The following is an 18,040-nucleotide window of genomic DNA, read 5'->3' as shown; positions in this document are numbered from 1 at the left end:
GACAACAGATCGTGACTGAACAGCCATTGCTCAACGAGATCAAGGCGCTGATCAAATCCTCAGGCCCCATGCCGGTCTGGCGATACATGGAATCGTGCCTGATGCATCCGCGCTACGGATATTACGTCTCGCGCGATCCATTGGGACGAGAAGGCGACTTCACCACTGCGCCCGAAGTCAGCCAGATGTTCGGCGAGCTCCTGGGATTGTGGGCCGCCTCGGTGTGGAAGCAAATGGGCTCGCCGCAATTCCTGCGGCTGATCGAAATCGGCCCCGGCCGCGGTACCATGATGGCGGACGCGCTGCGCGCACTGCGCGTGCTGCCGCCGCTCTATCAGGGGCTGAGCATTCATCTGGTCGAGGTCAATCCGGTCCTGCGCGAGCGGCAGAGTGCGACATTGTCGGGCGTGCGCAACAACATCGCCTGGCACGACAGCATCGACAACGTGCCGGATGGACCGAGCATCATCCTCGCCAACGAATATTTCGACGTGCTGCCGATCCATCAGATGGTGAAGCTCGATAACGGCTGGCACGAGCGTGTGGTCGAGGTCGACCACCACGGCAAGCTTCAGTTCGGTGCGGCCGCCGAGCCGACGCCACGCTTCGAGGTGCTGCTGCCGCCGTTGGTGCGCGCGGCGCCGGTCGGCGCGGTGTTCGAATGGCGGCCCGATACTGAGGTCATGAAGCTCGCCACGCGCGTACGCGACCAGGATGGCGCGGCGCTGATCGTCGATTACGGCCATCTGCGCAGCGATGCCGGCGACACTTTTCAGGCCATCGCACGTCACACCTTCACGGATCCCCTGAAGGCGCCGGGCCAGGCCGACGTCACCGCCCATGTCGATTTCCAGGCACTCGCGCGCGCGGCCGAGGACGTCGGCGCTCGCGTGCACGGGCCGGTCACGCAAGGCGATTTCCTCAAGCGCGTCGGCATCGACACCCGTGCAGCCGCGCTGATGCAGAAGGCGACGCCGGAGGTGGCCACTGACATTTCCCTGGCGCTGAAGCGGCTGACCGACACCGGGCGCAGCGGCATGGGTGCGATGTTCAAGGTGCTCGGCATCTCCGAGCCGAGGCTGACGGGCCTTGCGGGTCTCAGCGATCTCGAACAGACCGGAGGCCATCGATGACTCTCACCTCGTCGCTGCTCTCGGCGGTGCCCGGCCTGCGCCATTCCTTCTTCACGCGTGAAGGCGGCGTCTCCAATGGCATCTATGCCGCGCTGAACGGCGGGCTCGGCTCCAACGACGATCAGGGCCTTGTTGCAGAGAACCGCCGCCGCATGGCCGAGCATGTCGGCGTCGCGCCGGAGCGCTTCCTCAGCCTGCACCAGATTCATTCGCCTGACGTCCTCGTCGCCGACGCGCCCTGGCCAAGCGGCCCGAGGCCGAAGGGGGATGCGCTGGTGACCAAAACGCCGGGCATCGCGCTCGGCGTCTCCACCGCCGATTGCGGCCCCGTGCTGTTCGTCGATCCCCATGCGGGCGTCATCGGCGGCGCCCATGCCGGCTGGAAGGGCGCGCTCACGGGCGTGCTTGAATCCACGATTCTGGCGATGGAGACACTCGGCGCCACTCGCGACGGCATCATCGCCGCGATCGGCCCGTTGATCCGGCAGGACAGCTACGAGGTCGGCAACGAGTTCGTCGCACGCTTCATCGAGGCCGATGCGGACAACGCTGTGTTCTTCATCCCGTCGGTGCGCGACGGGCACGCGATGTTCGACCTCGCCGGCTTCATCCGCAAGCGGCTGGAAGCCGCCGGCATCCTGATGATCGACGATCTCGGCCTCGACACCTACGCAGACGAGCGCTTCTTCAGCTATCGCCGCTCGGTGCATCGCAAGGAGCCGGACTACGGCCGCCACATTCACGCGATCGCGCTGCAAGGGTGAACACACAGGCAACGTCGTTTCATTCCGGGGCGATGCACAAATTTCGCGCCGGTAATGCACCGGGTCTGTCTCGCCTCTGCCCTAGACCTTAATCGATTTTAACGATATCGCTGCCTCTCAATGAGGGAAGCGTCATCCATCTTGCGCCGCGCGGGCTCGCGCGTGCTGGCGGCCATGCTGCTGGCAGCAGCAACCGTGCTGGCCGGCTGCGCCGGCAGCAACGCGCCCGCCAATTCCTACGCGATGGCGCCGAGCGCCGGCTCCGGAGCGACGGTCGCCTTCGAGTCGATCGACGGGCCGCCGCCGCAGGTGTTCGACCGCATGGTCGGCGTGCTCGACAGCGAATCCAAGCTTCGCAGCGTGTCCGTGGTCTCCCGCGAGGCGACGGCTGCCTACCGGGTGCGCAGCTACCTCTCCGCCCAGGTGGTGCGCGGCAAGACCGTGATCGCTTGGGTCTGGGACGTTTATGACGCCAATCAGCAGCGGGCGCTGCGCCTCTCCGGCGAGGAACCGACGGCACCCAAGGGCGGCCGGGACGCGACGCGTGACCCTGGCAGGCCGCTGACGACCTCGTGCTGCGGAAGATCGCCCAGGCCGGATTCAGCGGACTTTCCAATATGATCAACGGAGCGCCGGCGGACTCGCCGGGCTCGGTTCCCGGCCTGCGCGGACCCGCCGTGGCAAGCGTGACGCCGGAGGCGCGGGCGCCCGAGTTGCCGGGCTCGGCGCTCGGCTATGCCCAGCAATAACCACCGCTCAACCACGGGCCCAGGTAGCTGCCAAGCTATTGGCCCGACTCAGGATTATCAGAGGGAAACGTAGCATCCCGGGTTGCCATTGCGGGCTTCGGCCTGATATTTCCTCGCCCGTCGTAACCGTGCTGCCAGTGGGTATTCTCTGATGTTGAACGTCGTATCCAGCAAAGCGCGGGAGGAAGCGTCCATGTCGGGCAAGAACGGCTCCATCAAGCTCGTCTCCGGCAACTCCAATCCCGCCCTTGCGCAAGCCATCGCGCAGGGCCTCGACCTGCCGCTGACCAAGGCGGTGGTGCGGCGCTTCGCCGACATGGAGATCTTCGTCGAGATTCAGGAGAACGTTCGCGGCTCGGATGCCTTCATCGTCCAGTCGACCTCGTTCCCGGCGAACGACCATCTGATGGAGCTGCTGATCATCACCGACGCGCTGCGCCGCTCGTCGGCGCACCGCATCACAGCAGTGATCCCCTATTTCGGCTACGCCCGGCAGGACCGGAAATCCGCCTCCCGAACACCGATTTCGGCCAAGCTCGTCGCCAATCTGATCACGCAGGCCGGCGTCGACCGCGTCATGACGCTCGATTTGCATGCCTTACAGATCCAAGGCTTTTTCGACATCCCGACCGACAATCTCTACGCGGCGCCGCTGATGGTGCGCGACATTAAGGAGAAGTTCGATCTCTCCAAGACGATGGTGATCTCGCCCGACGTCGGCGGCGTCGCCCGCGCCCGCGGCCTCGCCAAGCGCATCAACACCCCGCTCGCGATCGTCGACAAGCGCCGCGAACGTGCCGGTGAATCCGAGGTCATGAACGTGATCGGCGACGTCTCCGGCTACACCTGCATCCTGATCGACGACATCGTGGACTCCGGCGGCACGCTGGTGAACGCGGCCGATGCGCTGATCGCCAAAGGCGCGAAGGATGTCTACGCCTACATCACCCACGGCGTGCTCTCCGGCGGCGCGGCGGCCCGTATCACAAACTCGAAGCTGAAAGAGCTTGTGATCACCGACTCGATCCTGCCGACGGATGCTGTGAGCAAGGCACCGAATATCCGCACGCTGCCGATCGCAAGCCTGATCTCCGACGCGATCGCGCGCACCGCGGCGGAAGAGTCGGTCTCGAGCCTGTTCGACTGACCTGGTTTTGCGGTGTTTTAGGGCGGGCAAGGGCGCGAGGCGCCGCGCCCACTCCTGGCCGGGTCGCCGATAGTTTCCGCAGTGGATCACCACGACGAGATCGGGCGCCGCTCGGATGGTTCGGCGGCTACGCCCGGCTGCATTACCGGCTGCTCAAGCCGGACCGGACCGGCGCGTGAAGGCGACAAGGGCCTCATGGTGAGGAGGCGCGCAAGCGCCGTCTCGAACCATGAGGCTCCGTTCGGGCCTTCATCCTTCGAGACGCGCTGACGCGCTCCTCAGGATGAGGGGTGAGCGTCCTTTGAGAGCGCTACACAATCCCCGCCGCGACCTGGCCGCGCAGGCGCTCGAGGCCGTGCAACGTCTCCGCACAGGCGGCCGCGACCTCGACGCCTTTGATCGCAAAGTGCCTGCGGAAGAAATCGTAATGCACTTCGGTCTCGTGGAATTGCTGCGGCGTCAGCACCGCCGAAAACACCGGCACCTCGGTGCGGAGCTGCACGTCCATCAGCGCCTTGATCACGGTGTCGGCGACGAACTCGTGGCGATAGATGCCACCGTCAACGACAAGCCCGGCCGCGACGATCGCGGTGTAGCGCCGCGTCTTGGCAAGGACCTGCGCGTGCAGCGGGATCTCGAACGAGCCCGGTACCTCGAACACGTCGACATGGGTGAGGTGACGCGCCTCGGCCTCCCTCACAAAGGCGATGCGGGCCTCCTCGACCACGTCGCGGTGCCAGCAGGCCTGCACGAAGGCCACCCGCTGCGGCTTTGCAAAGCGCGGATGCTCGGTCGCCGGGGCCTGTGGAACCGACGGCGGCTGTATCTGGGAGGTTTCGGTTTGGGGATCTTGCAACATCTGATTCATGGCTTTCCTCAGTTAAGGACCAGAATCAGGGCACACGGAACGACAGACAGCCGCATCTTGCGATGCGTCTGCCACCGACCGTTCTCTTTCATCCGGACTTTGACCGTCGGCTTCGGAGTTGCACCGAATCTGCTGACCCTTCCCTTCAGCAAAACCTTGGGGAAGGCGCTCGCGGGCTTAGGCCTTTCGGCCCTTACCGCCGGTGGGGACTTTCACCCCGCCCTGAGAACATCGGCCGCTCGGGATTGAGCGACCTGAGTGGAAATATGACGCCGGTTGGGGGCCGCAGCAAGCGTGTTCCGCATGGGAAAACCGCATGGTCCCATGCCGCCCATGGCGGGCTGGCCCTTGCGCGGCGGATTAACGGTGCGGGGTCCGGGAGTCCGATTCCGGTTTGTTCTTTTCGTTAATAATTGTGGCCGAGATGAGCTGTGGACGAACGAGTCCTGGCTTGTGGACGGACTCGGCAGCCGGTTGCGCAGATTCCGCAAATCACATCAGTTGATCCGCGACAAGCCCGCGCTGATCCCGAGATCGCAACAGCGACTCCGAAGGGATCACCTTAACGACATTCAAGGAGCGCGTGCCGGACCAACCGCGTGCGTATCAAAGACAACAAGAAGGCAAGAGGTCGAGACGGCATGTCCCTGCTCGAAGGCGCTATCGATTCCAAAAGCCACCCGCTCGCTGTGGTCGAGGATATCGCTGCCAGCAACAACTGGCCGTTCGAACGCTCCGGCGAAGACGAACTGACCATTGTCTCCAAAGGGCAATGGACCGATTACCAGATCTCGTTCACCTGGATGGGCGAGATCGAAGCGCTGCATCTGGCTTGCGCTTTCGACATGAAGATTCCGGTCGCACGACGAGGCGAGGTGCAGCGGCTCGTCGCCGCGGTCAACGAGCAATTGTGGATCGGCCATTTCGACCTGTGGACCACCACCGGCATGATCATGCACCGTCAGGCGCTGGTGCTGCCGGGCGGCCTCATCGCCTCGACCGCGCAATGCGAAGCCATGCTCGCCGGCGCGATTCACGCCTGCGAACGCTATTATCCGGCGTTCCAATTCGTGGTGTGGGCAGGGAAGACAACCGCGCAGGCGATGGACGCGGCGATGTTCGATACGGTGGGCGAAGCGTAGCCGCCTCATGAAGTGAGGAAGCCGCATCTCCCTCAGCGTCGTCCTGGCGAAAGCCAGGAGCCATACCGCGAGGTCTTGCGGTATCGCGCGGTGCTTGTTGCCAACACCTCCATCCACTAGAACCCTTTGGGGTAATGGGTCCTGGCTTTCGCCAGGACGACGGATTTGGCAACAGCGATGGCAAACAGCACTCTCCAAAACATCACCGGAACCATCCTTCTCGCGGGCGCCGGCAAGATGGGCGGTGCGATGCTGACCGGATGGCTGGCAGGCGGGCTCGATCCGCGCCGCGTCGCGGTGATCGATCCGCACATCTCGCCCGAGATCACGGCGCTTGCCGCCAAGGGCATCGCGCTCAATCCTGACGTGCAGGCGGCGGGTCGCGTCGAAACGATGGTCGTCGCGGTGAAGCCGCAGATGTTCCGCGAGGCCGGCGCCAGGCTGAAAGCGTTCGTCTCGGAAAACACCTCGGTGGTCTCGATCATGGCGGGAACCACGATTCTCTCGCTCGAGGAGATCTGCGGCGGCGCCGTGGTGCGCGCGATGCCGAACACGCCGGCCGCGATCGGCCGTGGCATCACGGTGGCCGTTGCTGCGAAGAATGTCAGCACCTCGCAGCGCGCGGTGGCCGATGCATTGCTACGCGCCACCGGCTCGGTCGAATGGGTCGAGGATGAAAGCCTGATGGATGCGGTGACCGCCGTATCCGGCTCCGGGCCCGCTTATGTGTTCCTGCTGGCCGAAGAGCTCGCACGCGCGGGCGTCGAAGCGGGCCTGCCCGAAGCGCTGGCGACGAAGCTCGCGCGTGAAACGGTCGCGGGCTCCGGCGAGTTGCTGCATCAGTCGGAGCTTCCCTCCAGCACGCTGCGTCAGAACGTCACCTCGCCCGGCGGCACCACCTGCCGCGGCGCTCGGCGTCCTGATGGGCGAGCCCGGCCTGCGCGATCTGATGACCCGCGCGATTGCGGCAGCAACAAAGCGGTCGAAGGAATTGGCGAAGTAAACAGGTGTCGTAAGGCGGGCAAAGCGAAGCGAGCCCACCAACTTCATTCGAAATTGCGGAGAGAATGGTGGGCACAGCGCTTCGCGCCTTTGCCCACCCTACAGTTTCGAGCTTGCGGCTAGCCGCTTGTTGAACATCTCGACATTGACGAGCCCGCGCGCATGGCGGCCTTCGCCGAGCTTGCGCGCGCCTTCGAATGCCTCGACCTCGAAGCGGATGACGCGGCGCTCGACCGCGATCACTTTCGCAGTGGTCCGCACAGTTGCGCCGACGAGGGCGGCGGCGAGATGGCGGATGTCGACCTCGGTGCCGACAGTGACCCAGCCCGGCTGCAGCGCCGAGCGGATCGCATCGCCCGACGTCATCTCCATTTCCAGGATCATCATCGGCGTCGCATAGACCATCGGCATGCCGGGCACGAAATGCCCGACCGTGCGCTCGGCCGCCACCACCAGCTTACGCTCGGCGCTCATGCCGACCTTGATGAAATCGCGTGCGTCCATGGTCGCCTCAAACTCCGCTGTCGTCCCGGACAAGCGAACGCAGTGCGCGCTGATCCGGGACGACGGCAGTTGCTGACGCTACAGCGCTGGCTACTTCTTCGCAGCCGCGGCGCGCTCCACAAAGGTCTTGCCGCCCTTCATCTTGTGGCGGAGCGGGGCTTCGTTGATCTGGATGACGACGGCATCGGCGTCGACGCCGAGATCTTTCACCAGCGCCTGGGTGATGTCGCGCATCATGCCGGCCTTCTGTTCGTCGGTGCGGCCTTCGGCCATGCTGACAGTGATCTCAGGCATATTGTTTTCTCCCTCTCGCCTCTCCGTCATGGCCGGGCTTGTCCCAGCCATCCACGGACATCGCTATCAAACAAGACGTGGGTGCCCGGGACAAGCCCGGGCACGACGATCGAAACGAATGGCTAGCCCCAGCTCACGTCATGGCGCGCCAGCACCTCGCGCACTTTTGCGACGAGGTCGGCTTCGCTGCACGAGAACTGCGCGGGGCGGCTCTCGCGCCATTCCTGGTTGGATGCGATCGCGGCCGCGGCCTTGGCGCCCTCGATCAGATCCTTGACCTGCACCTCGCCGCGTGCCTTTTCATCCGAGCCTTGGATGATCACGCAAGGTGAGTTGCGGCGGTCGGCATATTTGAGCTGGTTGCCCATATTCTTGGGATTGCCGAGATAGAGCTCTGCGCGGATGCCCGCGGTCCGCAAGCTTGCGACCATCTTCTGGTAGTCGGCAACGCGGTCGCGGTCGAACACGGTCACGACGACGGGCCCGAATTCGGGCCGCGTGTCGAGCTTGCCGAGCAAGGTCAGCGCGGCCTGGAGCCGCGACACGCCGATCGAGAAACCGGTCGCCGGCACCGGCTCGCCACGGAAGCGCGAGACGAGACCGTCGTAGCGTCCGCCGCCGCCGACCGAGCCGAAACGTACGGGACGGCCCTTCTCGTCCTTGGTATCGAGCAGCAATTCGACCTCGTAGACGGGCCCGGTGTAATATTCGAGGCCGCGCACGACGGAGGGATCGATCTTGATGCGATCGACGCCGTAACCCGACGCCGTGACCAGCTTGGCAATCTCTTCCAGCTCGCTCACGCCGGCCTGACCAACCTCGCTCTTGGCCAGATAGGTTTCCGCCGCCGCAATGGCCTCTTTCCAGTCGTCGCGCGGCTTGGTGATGGCGAGAACGACGTCAGCCTCTGCCGCGCTCAGATTGGCGCCTTTCGTGAAGTCGCCCTTGCCCTCTTCGCCGCCATCCCATCGTCCGGGACCGAGCAATTTGCGCACTTCGTCGGCGGAAAACTTGTCGAGCTTGTCGATCGCGCGCAGCACGGTCAGCCTGCGTGCCGAATTCTCCTCACCCGCGAGCCCGATCGCTTCCAGCACGCCGTCGAGCACTTTGCGATTATTCACCTTCACCACGTACTGGCCGCGCGCAACGCCAAGCGCTTCCATCGTATCCGCGGCCATCATGCAGATTTCGGCATCCGCCGCCGGCGTCGCCGAGCCGACCGTGTCGGCGTCAAACTGCATGAACTGGCGGAAGCGGCCGGGGCCGGGCTTCTCATTGCGGAAGACGTAGCCGACGCGGTAGCTCCGATACGGCAGCACCAAGCCGTCGGTGCCATAGCGCTCGCCGACATAGCGCGCCAGCGGCGCGGTTAGATCGTAGCGCAGCGAGATCCACTGTTCGTCGTCGTCCTGGAACGAGAATACGCCCTCGTTCGGACGGTCCTGATCGGGCAGGAATTTGCCGAGCGCGTCGGTGTATTCCATCGCCGGCGTCTCCACCGGCTCGAACCCGTAGAGCTCGTAGACCGCCCGGATTTTCTCGACCATCTCGCGCGTCGCCCGGATCGCGGCGGGGTCGCGATCCTCGAGCCCGCGCGGCAGACGCGCCTTCAGTTTCTGGGGTTTTTTGGGTTTTTCGGCCATGCGGGCGTTTACCAGCCGACGCGCGATGCGGCAACCGCAGTTCTCGGCCCCACTCCCCGCAAGCGGGGAGTGGGAAGAGAGAGCCGGTCAAAACACCTTGCGGATCCAGTTGTGCGGATCGTTGGTGCGGCCGTACTGGATGTCGACGAGTTGCTTGCGCAGGCCCATGGCGACGGGGCCGGCAGCGCCCCCGCTGATCTCGAAATCACCGCTGACCGAGCGCACCTTGCCGATCGGCGAGATGACGGCGGCGGTCCCACAGGCAAAGGCTTCCTTGAGCTTGCCGCTGGCCGCATCCTTGCGCCACTGGTCGAGCGAGTACGGCTCTTCGCGCACGGTCTTGCCGGCATCGCGGGCGAGCGCAATGATGGAGTCGCGGGTGATGCCAGGCAGGATGGTGCCGAGCGGCGGCGTCGACAGCGAGCCGTCCTCGAACACAAAGAACACATTCATGCCGCCGAGCTCCTCGATGTAGCGGCGTTCGATCGCATCGAGGAACACGACCTGGTCGCAGCCGTGCTGGATCGCTTCCGCCTGCGCACGCAGGCTCGCAGCATAATTACCGCCGCATTTGACCGCGCCGGTGCCGCCGACCGCGGCGCGCGTGTAATTCTCGGAGACCCAGATCGAGACCGGCGCGGGGCCGCCCTTGAAATAAGAGCCGACCGGCGAAGCGATCACCGCAAAGATGTATTCCGACGATGGCTTGACGCCGAGGAAGGTCTCACTCGCGATCATGAAGGGGCGCAGATAAAGGCTGCCCTCGCCGCCCGGCATCCAGGCGCGGTCGATCCGCACGACCTGCTCGACCGCCTCGATGAAGACGTCCTCGGGGATCTGCGCCATCGCCATGCGGTCGGCGGAGTCCTTGAAGCGGCGCGCATTGGCGTCGGGGCGGAACAGGTTCACGCCGCCGTCGTCGCGCTTGTAGGCCTTGAGGCCTTCGAAAATTTCCTGGGCGTAGTGCAGGACGGCGCCGGCCGGATCGATCTGGAAATTGGCGCGGGCCTCGATGCGCGCCTCATACCAGCCGCCCTTGGCCTGGTTGTAGCGGACCACCGCCATGTGATCGGTAAAGACGCGTCCGAAGCCGGGATCGACCAGCCTGGCGACCCGGTCCTTCTCGGACGTTGGATTGGATGCGGGCTGGATGTCGAATTTCATGCTCATGTCCTTGGCTCCCGCTGCCGGTGGCGACGCTGTTCTGGCGCCCGCCTGCCCATTTCGGGCCCGGTTGGCTTGATGTGGTTTCTGGCCGAACCACCGCCAGCCTTGTTACGGCCGGTTTCCGTGGCCAGCATGTCTTCCGAGGACATGCTTTTGCGGAAGGCGGAAGTCCAGTATGTTTTGCCGAAATGCCGCTCGACAATCGCACGGTAGATCTGATCCGGCCGTTGCCGCCTGTCCGGCTCACTCCGGCCGCTCTTCGAAGTGCCACCCGACGCGAAACGATCTAAAATTTCGTGCGGGATGATCGTTTTGTAACATTGAACCCAAGATACGTCAATATGCCTGACATAAATTTCGCAACTCCCTCTCAAAGCGCTGCCGAGCCACGGCCGGCCGCAGGCGATGGAGGCAATTTGCGCTGGGATATCATCGAGCTGCTGTTCTTCGCGTATCGCGATTTCGTCGGCGACCCCGACCAGGAGCTGGAGGCTTTCGGCTTCGGCCGGGCCCATCACCGGGTCATGCACTTCGTCTATCGTTATCCCGGCCTGAAGGTCGCCGACCTGCTCGACGTCCTGCGCATCACAAAACAGTCGCTCGGCCGCGTGCTCAAGCAGCTCCTTGACGAAGGCTACATCTTGCAGAAGACCGGCGACAATGACCGCCGCCAGCGGCTGCTCTATGCGACACCGAAGGGGGAGGCGCTGGTGCAGAAGCTCGCCGGCCTGCAGACCACGCGCATTACCAAGGCGCTCGCCGAGCTGGCGCCGCAGGATGCCGAAACCGTCAAGCGTTTCCTGCTCGCGATGATCGATCGCGACGATCCGGACAAGGTGCTGGAGACGATCTTCGCCACCAACCATCAAGACGCAAAGGAGTGACCGTGCCGCTCGCTGCCACGCTCGCCCGCCCGCCGCTGCAACCGGCCGACGACGCCCCCCATCTGCTGCTGGTCGACGACGATCGCCGCATCCGCGATCTCTTGTCGCGCTTTCTCGCGGCCGAGGGCTATCGCGTGACTACCGCTTCAAGCGCGGGTGACGCGCGGTCAAAGCTTTTGGGCCTGCATTTCGACTTGCTCATTCTCGACGTCATGATGCCCGGCGAGACCGGTTTCGATCTCGCCCGGTTCATCCGCACGTCTTCCTCCGTGCCGATCGTGATGCTGACGGCGCGCCATGAAGCCGAGGCCCGCATCGAGGGTCTTCAGATCGGCGCCGACGACTACGTGGCAAAGCCGTTCGAGCCGCGCGAGCTGGCGCTGCGCATCAACAACATCCTCAAGCGCGCGGCGCCCACGCCCCAGGCCGCAGCGGTGGAGAAGATCGCATTCGGTCCCTACGTCTACCATCTCGATCGCGGCGAGTTGCGCCAGGGCGAGGAGGTCATTCATCTCACCGACCGCGAGCGCGAGATGCTGCGGATTCTCTCGGAGACGCCGGGCGAGACGGTGCCGCGCAGTGCCCTGACCGGAAATGGCAGCGTCAACGAGCGGGCCGTCGATGTGCAGATCAACCGCCTCAGGCGCAAGATCGAAACCGATCCCGCCAATCCGCTCTTCCTTCAGGCGGTGCGCGGCATCGGCTATCGGCTGGTGGCCTCGCCGTAAAAGCAGTGAAGCACGACCGATGAGCACGATCGATACCGGCCTGACGCTGCTACGAAGCGCGGCCGGGCGCGTCTCTGCCGCCAATGGCTGGATGGGCAACGCGTTCAAGGGCTGGATGCCGACCGGCCTCTACGCGCGCGCGCTGCTCATCATGATCGTGCCGATGGTGATCCTGCAGTCGGTCGTCGCCTTCGTGTTCATGGAGCGGCACTGGAACACGGTGACGCGCCGCCTGTCGGCCGCGGTGGTGCAAGACATCGCCGCGCTGATCGACGTCTACAAGGGCTATCCGCAGGACAAGGATCGCGACCAGATCCGCCGCATCGCCCAACAGCGCCTCGGTCTCGTCGTCGACTTCCTCCCCGCCGGTGACATGCCGCCACCGGGACCAAAGCCGTTTTTCTCGCTGCTCGACCAGACGCTGTCGGTGCAGCTCGGTCGCCAGATCGGGCGCTCGTTCTGGATCGATACGGTCGGCCGCTCCAACCTCGTCGAGATCCGCATCCAGCTCGACGATGCCGTGATGCGCGTGTTCGCGCAGCGCAGCGCGGCCTATGCCTCGAACTCGGAAATCTTCCTGTTCTGGATGGTCGGGACATCGTCCATCCTGCTGATCGTGTCGGTGCTGTTCCTGCGCAACCAGATCAAGCCGATCCTGCGGCTTGCGGACGCCGCGGAAAGTTTCGGCAAGGGCCGCGAGGCGCCGAACTTCAGGCCGCGCGGCGCGCGCGAGGTGCGGCGCGCGGCGGGCGCCTTCCTCGAAATGAAGTCGCGCATCGAACGTGCGATGGAGCAGCGCACCGCGATGCTCGCCGGTGTCAGCCACGATCTGCGCACCATCCTCACCCGCTTCAAGCTCGAGCTGGCGCTGATCGGCGACAGTCCCGAGATGGAGGGCATGCGCAAGGACGTCGACGAGATGTCGATGATGCTGGAGGATTACCTTGCGTTCGCCCGCGGCGATTCCGGCGAGCAGTCGCAGCCGACCGACATGGCGCAGGCGCTCGAGGAGCTGCGCAGCGACGCCGAACGCCACGGCCACACCGCGACCGTGACATTCAGCGGCCTGCCCGTGGTCACGGTGAAGCCGGCCTCGTTCAAGCGATGTCTCGCCAATCTCGTCACCAATGCCGCGCGCTACGGCAACGCCATCGCCATCTCCGGCCAGCGCGATCACCGTTATCTCACCGTGACCGTCGACGACGACGGCCCCGGCATTCCCGTCCATCTGCGTGAAGAAGTGTTCAAGCCGTTCCTGCGGCTCGACAACGCCCGCAACCAGGACCAAGGCGGCACGGGCTTGGGCCTCGCCATCGCTCGCGACATCGCCCGCTCGCATGGCGGCGATATCACGCTCGGCGACAGCCCGATGGGCGGATTAAGGGCGAGCGTGCGGATTCCGGTGTAGCTGCGCCCCCCGTCTACTTTGGCAGCAGCGCTTTCAGCTTGTCGACGTCGCGCACGTTCATCTTGAAGCCGCCGGGCATCACGATGTCGCCGGGCTTCTGGTCCGGCTTGCAGGCGCCGAGCCATTTCGCTTCGAGCGTCATGGTGCTGTCGCGCCCCGCGGCACCGACCGCGCCACCTTGCGCATGCGACGAGGTCTTCACCGTGTAGGCCGAATTGAAATCGCCGGTGATCTCGGCGTGCGACGTCGTGGACATGCCGGCGACACTGCACTCGGAATCGCTGACATAGCCGGTCGCCGTCTTCTTGACGTCCTGCCTGGAGCAGACCTGCTTGGCCATCGGCGAGATGTTGTTATTCATCTCCCTGTCGACAGCCTCGTCGGTGCAGTGCTGCATGGTCATCTCCGGCATCGCCGAGCCGGTCCTGACCATCTTCAACTCCCAGAGACCGGCCTTGCGCACCGGCAGATCGTCGGCCGAGGCGCCGACCGCCGACAATACGAGACCAACGACTGATCCGAGCAAAGCAAGCTTGCACGTCATGCGAGAGACTCCCGGCTGAGACGTCGTGGCGCGGCCTTCGGCGTTCCGAAACGCCTCAGTAGAGCGTGCGGATCGGACGATCGGCGGCGCCATAAGGCACCCAGCGGCAGGCAAAGGAGATGTAGCCGCCCTCATAGGCCTGCATCGCGAGGAATTTCACCACCTTGCCATAGCGCGCACAGTGATCGACCGCGACCTGGCGCGCATCGGTCTGCGTCGCCATGGAATAGGCGATGATGCCGCCGGTGTCGTTGCCCTTGAAGGGCGGCACCGGAAGGATGTCGGCGCGCGCCGACTGGCTCGCCATGATCCCCAAGGCAAGAAGGCCCGCGGCCGCAATGATTCGCATTCCCGTCACTCCGATTGGCTGGCAGCACTCTACGGTGCCGGGCCGGCGGTGAAAAGAACGGATAGGGCGTCGGCGGCGACGTTATGGTCAAGTCGTGGCCGAGTGTTGCCGCGCTGCACTTGACCTCCTCCGCCCTTCGCGTCACCGTCCCACCCTCGCAGATCATGCTGTCTGGATTGCCCATGCGCGCCTCAACCTCCCTGAAATCCCTTCGCTTTGCCGCCGTTCTCGGCCTCATCTTCGGAGCGCTGTCGCTCGGTGAGGCCAGGGCCGCCAATCCGCTGGAGCTGAATTTCTGGCTGAGCGGGCCGCGTTATGATGGCAACGTCGCCGATTGCGAGAAGGCACTGCCGACGATCGCGAACCAGTTCTGGGAGAAGGAAAGCTCGTTCTGGAATTCGCCTTTGAAGATCGAGGGCTTCTCGGCCGTTCACGAGACCGCATTCCGGCCCTGGGCGTCCGACAACATTCCGCGGCGCTACTGCACCGGCGAGGCCATGCTGAACGACGGCAAGGTGCGCAGGGTGCACTTCTCGATTATCGAGGACGGCGGCTTTGCCGGTTACGGCCAGGGCGTCGAATGGTGCCTAGTCGGGCTCGACCGCAACTGGGCCTACAATCCGGCCTGCCGCGCCGCCAAGCCCTAATTCGAAGGTCCCTAATTCGAAGGTCCCTGATTCGAATCGATCCGGCGGCCGAACGCCGGCCGCTCGAAATTTGTTCTTGAAATGTTCTTATTGCCTGCTAGGCTCATTGCATAGTCTAGCTGAGGGGCGTCGCCATGTTTGATTTCAGATTGCAATCCTTCTTCCGCCTTGTGATCTCGCTGACCCTTGCCGCCGGGCTGATCTCGCTGGCCGGCGGCGCGAAGGCGCAGGACAAACGGCAGAACGCGCCGGGTGAATTCGATTTCTATGTGCTGTCGCTATCCTGGTCGCCGTCCTTCTGCGAGGACGCGGCCGAGCGCGGACGCGGCGGCGGGCGCTCGAACATCCAGTGCGAGGGACGGCCTTATTCCTTCGTGGTGCACGGGCTGTGGCCGCAATATGAGAACGGCTTTCCGGAATATTGCCAGCGGCCGTCGCGGCGGCTGAACCGCAACATCGTCTCCTCGATGCTCGATCTGATGCCGGCGCCGGGGCTGATCTTCAACGAGTGGGACAAGCACGGCACCTGCTCGGGGCTGACCGACCGCAATTACTTCGAGACGATCCGCAAGGCGCGCGCCGTGATCAAGATTCCGGTCGAATATCTCGACCTGTCGCAGCCCAAGACGGTGGCGCCGGGCGAGGTCGAAGAAGCCTTCATCAAGGCTAATCCGGGCCTGAGCAACGCGGCCGTCTCGGTTACCTGCAACCGGACCCGGCTTTCCGAGGTCCGCATCTGCCTCAGCAAGGATTTGCAGTTTCGCGCCTGCGAAGAACTCGACCGCCGCGCCTGTCGCCGCGACCAGGTGACGATGCCGCCGATCAGGGGTGGGTAGTTCAGGCTGTTGTACCTCTTTGCTGAAGCCATCGCGTGGCGTAGTGCTCTTGCATGAACTATCGCCACGCCTTTCACGCCGGCAATTTCGCCGATGTCATCAAGCACATCGTGCTGGCACGCATCCTGACCTATTTGCAGGACAAGCCGGCTGCCTTCCGCGTCATCGACACCCATGCGGGTGCCGGCCTCTATGACCTCGACAGCGACGAGGCCCGCCGCAGCGGCGAATGGCTGACGGGGATCGCGCGGCTGATGCAGTCGCGCCTTTCGAACGAGACCGTCGCGCTGACCAAGCCGTACATGGAGATCGTTTGCGCATTCAATCCGAAGGGCGAGCTCAAGGCCTATCCGGGCTCGCCCTTGATCGCGCGCGGCCTGATGCGGCCGCAAGACCGGCTCGTGGCCTGCGAGCTCGAGCCGAGGGCGCGCAGGGCGTTGATCGACGTGTTGCGGCGCGACGAACAGGCCCGCGTGGTCGATCTCGATGGCTGGATGGCGCTGCCTGCGTTCGTGCCGCCGAAGGAGCGGCGCGGACTCGTGCTGATCGACCCACCGTTTGAGGCGAAAGACGAGTTCGAAAGACTGGGCGAGGCCTTCTCCACCGCGTTCGCAAAATGGCCGACCGGTATCTATGTAATCTGGTACCCCGCCAAGAGCCGGCGCGCCACCGACACGCTGGCGCAACTCGTGGCGCGGACCGCGGCCGCAGCAAAGACTCCCGGAAAATGCCTGCGGCTCGAATTCAGCGTCGCACCACAGGTTGACGGCGCGGCCCTCACCTCGACTGGGCTGCTGATCGTCAATCCGCCTTACACGCTGCAGAGCGAGCTCAAGACAATCCTGCCCGAGCTGGAAATACCGCTCGGCCAGGGCGGAGCTGCCAGATTCCGATTAGAGGTGCCGAAGCCCTAAGCCGCCGCCATTCTTGGGAAAAATATGCAGTAACGGTAGTCAATCTGCAATGAACCGTATTATGCTGTTGGTGTGACTGGCTTTGCGTTCCGCTTCCGCGAATGGTTGCGGCGGAGTGAAGGCCTAACAAAGATCCAGTCGGACCGCAGGGTCTGCCCAAGGATGGCCAGCTCTCCCGGGCTACGTGATGCCCGGTCATGTCGCGACGCGCGTCTGCGTTGCGACGGAGGAGCAATGAGGGGGAGTTTCCCGATGGCCAATACGGGAACGGTTAAGTTCTTCAACGGCGAGCGCGGCTACGGCTTCATCAAGCCGGACGACGGCGGTCGCGATGTCTTCGTTCACATCACCGCGGTTGAGCGGGCGGGACTGAAGGACCTTGCCGAAGGACAGCGTATCACGTTCGAAGTCGAACCGGACAAGAAGGGGAAGGGGCCGAAGGCGGTCAATCTCGTGATCCTTTCGTAGCGGACCTGCCCCGAGAAGACTGCCGCAAAAAAATCCCGGCCGCGAGCGGCCGGGAGGCTGTAGTCCGGTATTTTCTTAGTTGGCTATCAGAAGTGATAGTTCACGCCTGCGCGAACAACGCTGGCGCTATAGCCGTTTGACACGCCTGTAATTGCGAACTGGCTCGACGACAGATCGACGTAGAGATATTCGAGCTTCGCGCTCCAGTTCGGCGCGAAGCCGACTTCTGCGCCGACGCCGGCGGTCCAGCCGGCGGTGGTGTGCGATTCCGTCCAGCCGAAGGTCTGCGCGCGCAGCTCGCCGAAAGCGAAGCCGGCGGTGCCGTAGAACAAGATGTTGCTGAAGGCATAGCCGGCGCGACCACGCAGCGTGCCGAACCAGGGATTGGAGAACTTCCACGGCGCGAAAGTGTCGTCGGCGCCTGCTGCCTGGATGTCGCCCTCGACCCCGAACACCCACGGGCCGTTCTGGAAATTGTAGCCGGCCTGCGCGCCGCCGACGAAGCCGGATGGCTTCACGGGCGTGTTGCTCACCGAGCCCCATTCATAGCCGACATTGGCGCCGAGATACGGGCCGGCCCAGCTATAGCCATTGAGCGGCTGATTGACCGTATAAGGCGCACGTTGCCCGTAACTGAGATCGGCGGCCTCTGCCGACGCCGTCCAGCCGGCTGCAGCCAATGCAGCTGCGCCCACAACGAGCCTCTTCATCACGCACTCCAACGCAACTGCCGCAACCGGGTGCGATGCCCGCGCCGCTGCGCAAGGCCAAACCGCACGGTTACGGAACCACCACTTTTTCGCGTAAGATTTATCGAGAGTTTTAAGTTAAAGGGCTGTTAAGACCCGT

19 protein-coding genes, 2 pseudogenes and 1 riboswitch are annotated in these 18,040 nt (G+C 64.3%); of the genes and pseudogenes, 13 read left to right on the top strand and 8 right to left on the bottom strand.

Going from position 1 to position 18,040, the window contains the following annotated elements; all coding sequences use genetic code 11:
• Positions 1-11: 11 nt before the first annotated feature.
• From ACTGJ9_RS10585 to ACTGJ9_RS10570, 4 genes and pseudogenes are all read left to right on the top strand, one after another.
• The gene (locus ACTGJ9_RS10585; RefSeq protein ID WP_456677014.1) at positions 12-1,133 is read left to right on the top strand and encodes a class I SAM-dependent methyltransferase; all 1,122 of its coding nucleotides are present in this window, start codon (positions 12-14) and stop codon (positions 1,131-1,133) included.
• On the top strand, positions 1,130-1,897 hold the full coding sequence (gene pgeF, locus ACTGJ9_RS10580) for a peptidoglycan editing factor PgeF (RefSeq protein ID WP_456677013.1): 768 nt from the start codon (positions 1,130-1,132) through the stop codon (positions 1,895-1,897). The genes ACTGJ9_RS10585 and pgeF overlap by 4 nt, the downstream gene beginning before the upstream one ends.
• A gap of 120 nt (positions 1,898-2,017) precedes the next feature.
• Positions 2,018-2,646 (top strand): annotated as a pseudogene (locus ACTGJ9_RS10575) (hypothetical protein).
• Positions 2,647-2,839: 193 nt separating this feature from the next.
• Entirely contained in the window at positions 2,840-3,793 is a 954-nt protein-coding gene (locus ACTGJ9_RS10570) for a ribose-phosphate pyrophosphokinase (protein WP_456677012.1), read from the top strand.
• Positions 3,794-4,103: 310 nt separating this feature from the next.
• Here ACTGJ9_RS10570 and ACTGJ9_RS10565 read toward each other — a convergent pair whose 3' ends face one another.
• A complete protein-coding gene (locus ACTGJ9_RS10565) occupies positions 4,104-4,661 on the bottom strand; it encodes a 6,7-dimethyl-8-ribityllumazine synthase (RefSeq protein WP_456677011.1) in 558 nt (185 codons plus the stop codon).
• Positions 4,662-4,737: 76 nt separating this feature from the next.
• A riboswitch (FMN riboswitch) is annotated at positions 4,738-4,895 on the bottom strand.
• Between the two features lie 407 nt (positions 4,896-5,302).
• Between ACTGJ9_RS10565 and ACTGJ9_RS10560 the strand changes: the two genes are divergently transcribed.
• The gene (locus ACTGJ9_RS10560) at positions 5,303-5,803 is read left to right on the top strand and encodes a YbjN domain-containing protein (protein WP_456678494.1); all 501 of its coding nucleotides are present in this window, start codon (positions 5,303-5,305) and stop codon (positions 5,801-5,803) included.
• Between the two features lie 177 nt (positions 5,804-5,980).
• Positions 5,981-6,806: pseudogene (proC, locus tag ACTGJ9_RS10555) on the top strand (pyrroline-5-carboxylate reductase).
• Positions 6,807-6,904: 98 nt separating this feature from the next.
• Here the strand turns inward: proC and ACTGJ9_RS10550 are convergent.
• From ACTGJ9_RS10550 to ACTGJ9_RS10535, 4 genes are all read right to left on the bottom strand, one after another.
• Entirely contained in the window at positions 6,905-7,309 is a 405-nt protein-coding gene (locus ACTGJ9_RS10550; RefSeq protein ID WP_456677010.1) for a thioesterase family protein, read from the bottom strand.
• A 90-nt stretch (positions 7,310-7,399) separates the two neighbouring features.
• The gene (locus ACTGJ9_RS10545) at positions 7,400-7,603 is read right to left on the bottom strand and encodes a tautomerase family protein (protein ID WP_456677009.1); all 204 of its coding nucleotides are present in this window, start codon (positions 7,601-7,603) and stop codon (positions 7,400-7,402) included.
• A gap of 122 nt (positions 7,604-7,725) precedes the next feature.
• Complete coding sequence (hisS, locus tag ACTGJ9_RS10540; protein ID WP_456677008.1) at positions 7,726-9,246, bottom strand: histidine--tRNA ligase; 1,521 nt, start codon at positions 9,244-9,246, stop codon at positions 7,726-7,728.
• An 87-nt stretch (positions 9,247-9,333) separates the two neighbouring features.
• Positions 9,334-10,416, bottom strand: coding sequence for a branched-chain amino acid aminotransferase (locus ACTGJ9_RS10535; protein WP_456677007.1), 1,083 nt, complete (start codon positions 10,414-10,416; stop codon positions 9,334-9,336).
• Between the two features lie 338 nt (positions 10,417-10,754).
• Between ACTGJ9_RS10535 and ACTGJ9_RS10530 the strand changes: the two genes are divergently transcribed.
• The 3 genes from ACTGJ9_RS10530 to ACTGJ9_RS10520 are packed head-to-tail and all read left to right on the top strand — an operon-like array spanning position 10,755 to position 13,433.
• Positions 10,755-11,297 carry a MarR family winged helix-turn-helix transcriptional regulator gene (locus tag ACTGJ9_RS10530; RefSeq protein ID WP_456677006.1) on the top strand — a complete coding sequence of 181 codons (543 nt, stop codon included), beginning with the start codon at positions 10,755-10,757 and terminating at the stop codon, positions 11,295-11,297.
• Positions 11,294-12,025 carry a response regulator gene (locus ACTGJ9_RS10525; RefSeq protein ID WP_456677005.1) on the top strand — a complete coding sequence of 244 codons (732 nt, stop codon included), beginning with the start codon at positions 11,294-11,296 and terminating at the stop codon, positions 12,023-12,025. The genes ACTGJ9_RS10530 and ACTGJ9_RS10525 overlap by 4 nt, the downstream gene beginning before the upstream one ends.
• A gap of 19 nt (positions 12,026-12,044) precedes the next feature.
• Positions 12,045-13,433 carry an ATP-binding protein gene (locus ACTGJ9_RS10520; protein ID WP_456677004.1) on the top strand — a complete coding sequence of 463 codons (1,389 nt, stop codon included), beginning with the start codon at positions 12,045-12,047 and terminating at the stop codon, positions 13,431-13,433.
• A 13-nt stretch (positions 13,434-13,446) separates the two neighbouring features.
• Here ACTGJ9_RS10520 and ACTGJ9_RS10515 read toward each other — a convergent pair whose 3' ends face one another.
• Both ACTGJ9_RS10515 and ACTGJ9_RS10510 read right to left on the bottom strand, forming a co-directional pair.
• Positions 13,447-13,977 (bottom strand): DUF3617 domain-containing protein, encoded by a 531-nt coding sequence (locus ACTGJ9_RS10515; protein WP_456677003.1) that lies wholly within the window; start codon positions 13,975-13,977, stop codon positions 13,447-13,449.
• 55 nt (positions 13,978-14,032) lie between these two features.
• Complete coding sequence (locus ACTGJ9_RS10510; RefSeq protein ID WP_456677002.1) at positions 14,033-14,326, bottom strand: hypothetical protein; 294 nt, start codon at positions 14,324-14,326, stop codon at positions 14,033-14,035.
• Between the two features lie 182 nt (positions 14,327-14,508).
• Between ACTGJ9_RS10510 and ACTGJ9_RS10505 the strand changes: the two genes are divergently transcribed.
• From ACTGJ9_RS10505 to ACTGJ9_RS10490, 4 genes are all read left to right on the top strand, one after another.
• Positions 14,509-14,973 (top strand): hypothetical protein, encoded by a 465-nt coding sequence (locus ACTGJ9_RS10505; protein WP_456677001.1) that lies wholly within the window; start codon positions 14,509-14,511, stop codon positions 14,971-14,973.
• Positions 14,974-15,107: 134 nt separating this feature from the next.
• Positions 15,108-15,809, top strand: coding sequence for a ribonuclease T2 family protein (locus ACTGJ9_RS10500; RefSeq protein ID WP_456677000.1), 702 nt, complete (start codon positions 15,108-15,110; stop codon positions 15,807-15,809).
• Positions 15,810-15,862: 53 nt separating this feature from the next.
• A complete protein-coding gene (locus tag ACTGJ9_RS10495) occupies positions 15,863-16,723 on the top strand; it encodes a 23S rRNA (adenine(2030)-N(6))-methyltransferase RlmJ (RefSeq protein WP_456676999.1) in 861 nt (286 codons plus the stop codon).
• Between the two features lie 252 nt (positions 16,724-16,975).
• Positions 16,976-17,191, top strand: coding sequence for a cold-shock protein (locus ACTGJ9_RS10490; RefSeq protein ID WP_027534220.1), 216 nt, complete (start codon positions 16,976-16,978; stop codon positions 17,189-17,191).
• A gap of 86 nt (positions 17,192-17,277) precedes the next feature.
• On the opposite strand, the gene ACTGJ9_RS10485 is transcribed toward ACTGJ9_RS10490, so the two are convergent.
• Entirely contained in the window at positions 17,278-17,901 is a 624-nt protein-coding gene (locus ACTGJ9_RS10485; protein ID WP_456676998.1) for an outer membrane protein, read from the bottom strand.
• Positions 17,902-18,040: the final 139 nt, after the last annotated feature.

The organism is Bradyrhizobium sp. RDM12 (assembly GCF_051917485.1).
Lineage (GTDB): Bacteria > Pseudomonadota > Alphaproteobacteria > Rhizobiales > Xanthobacteraceae > Bradyrhizobium.
Note: the sequence above shows the minus strand (reverse complement) of the source record. Positions and strands in the feature narration are given on the sequence as shown.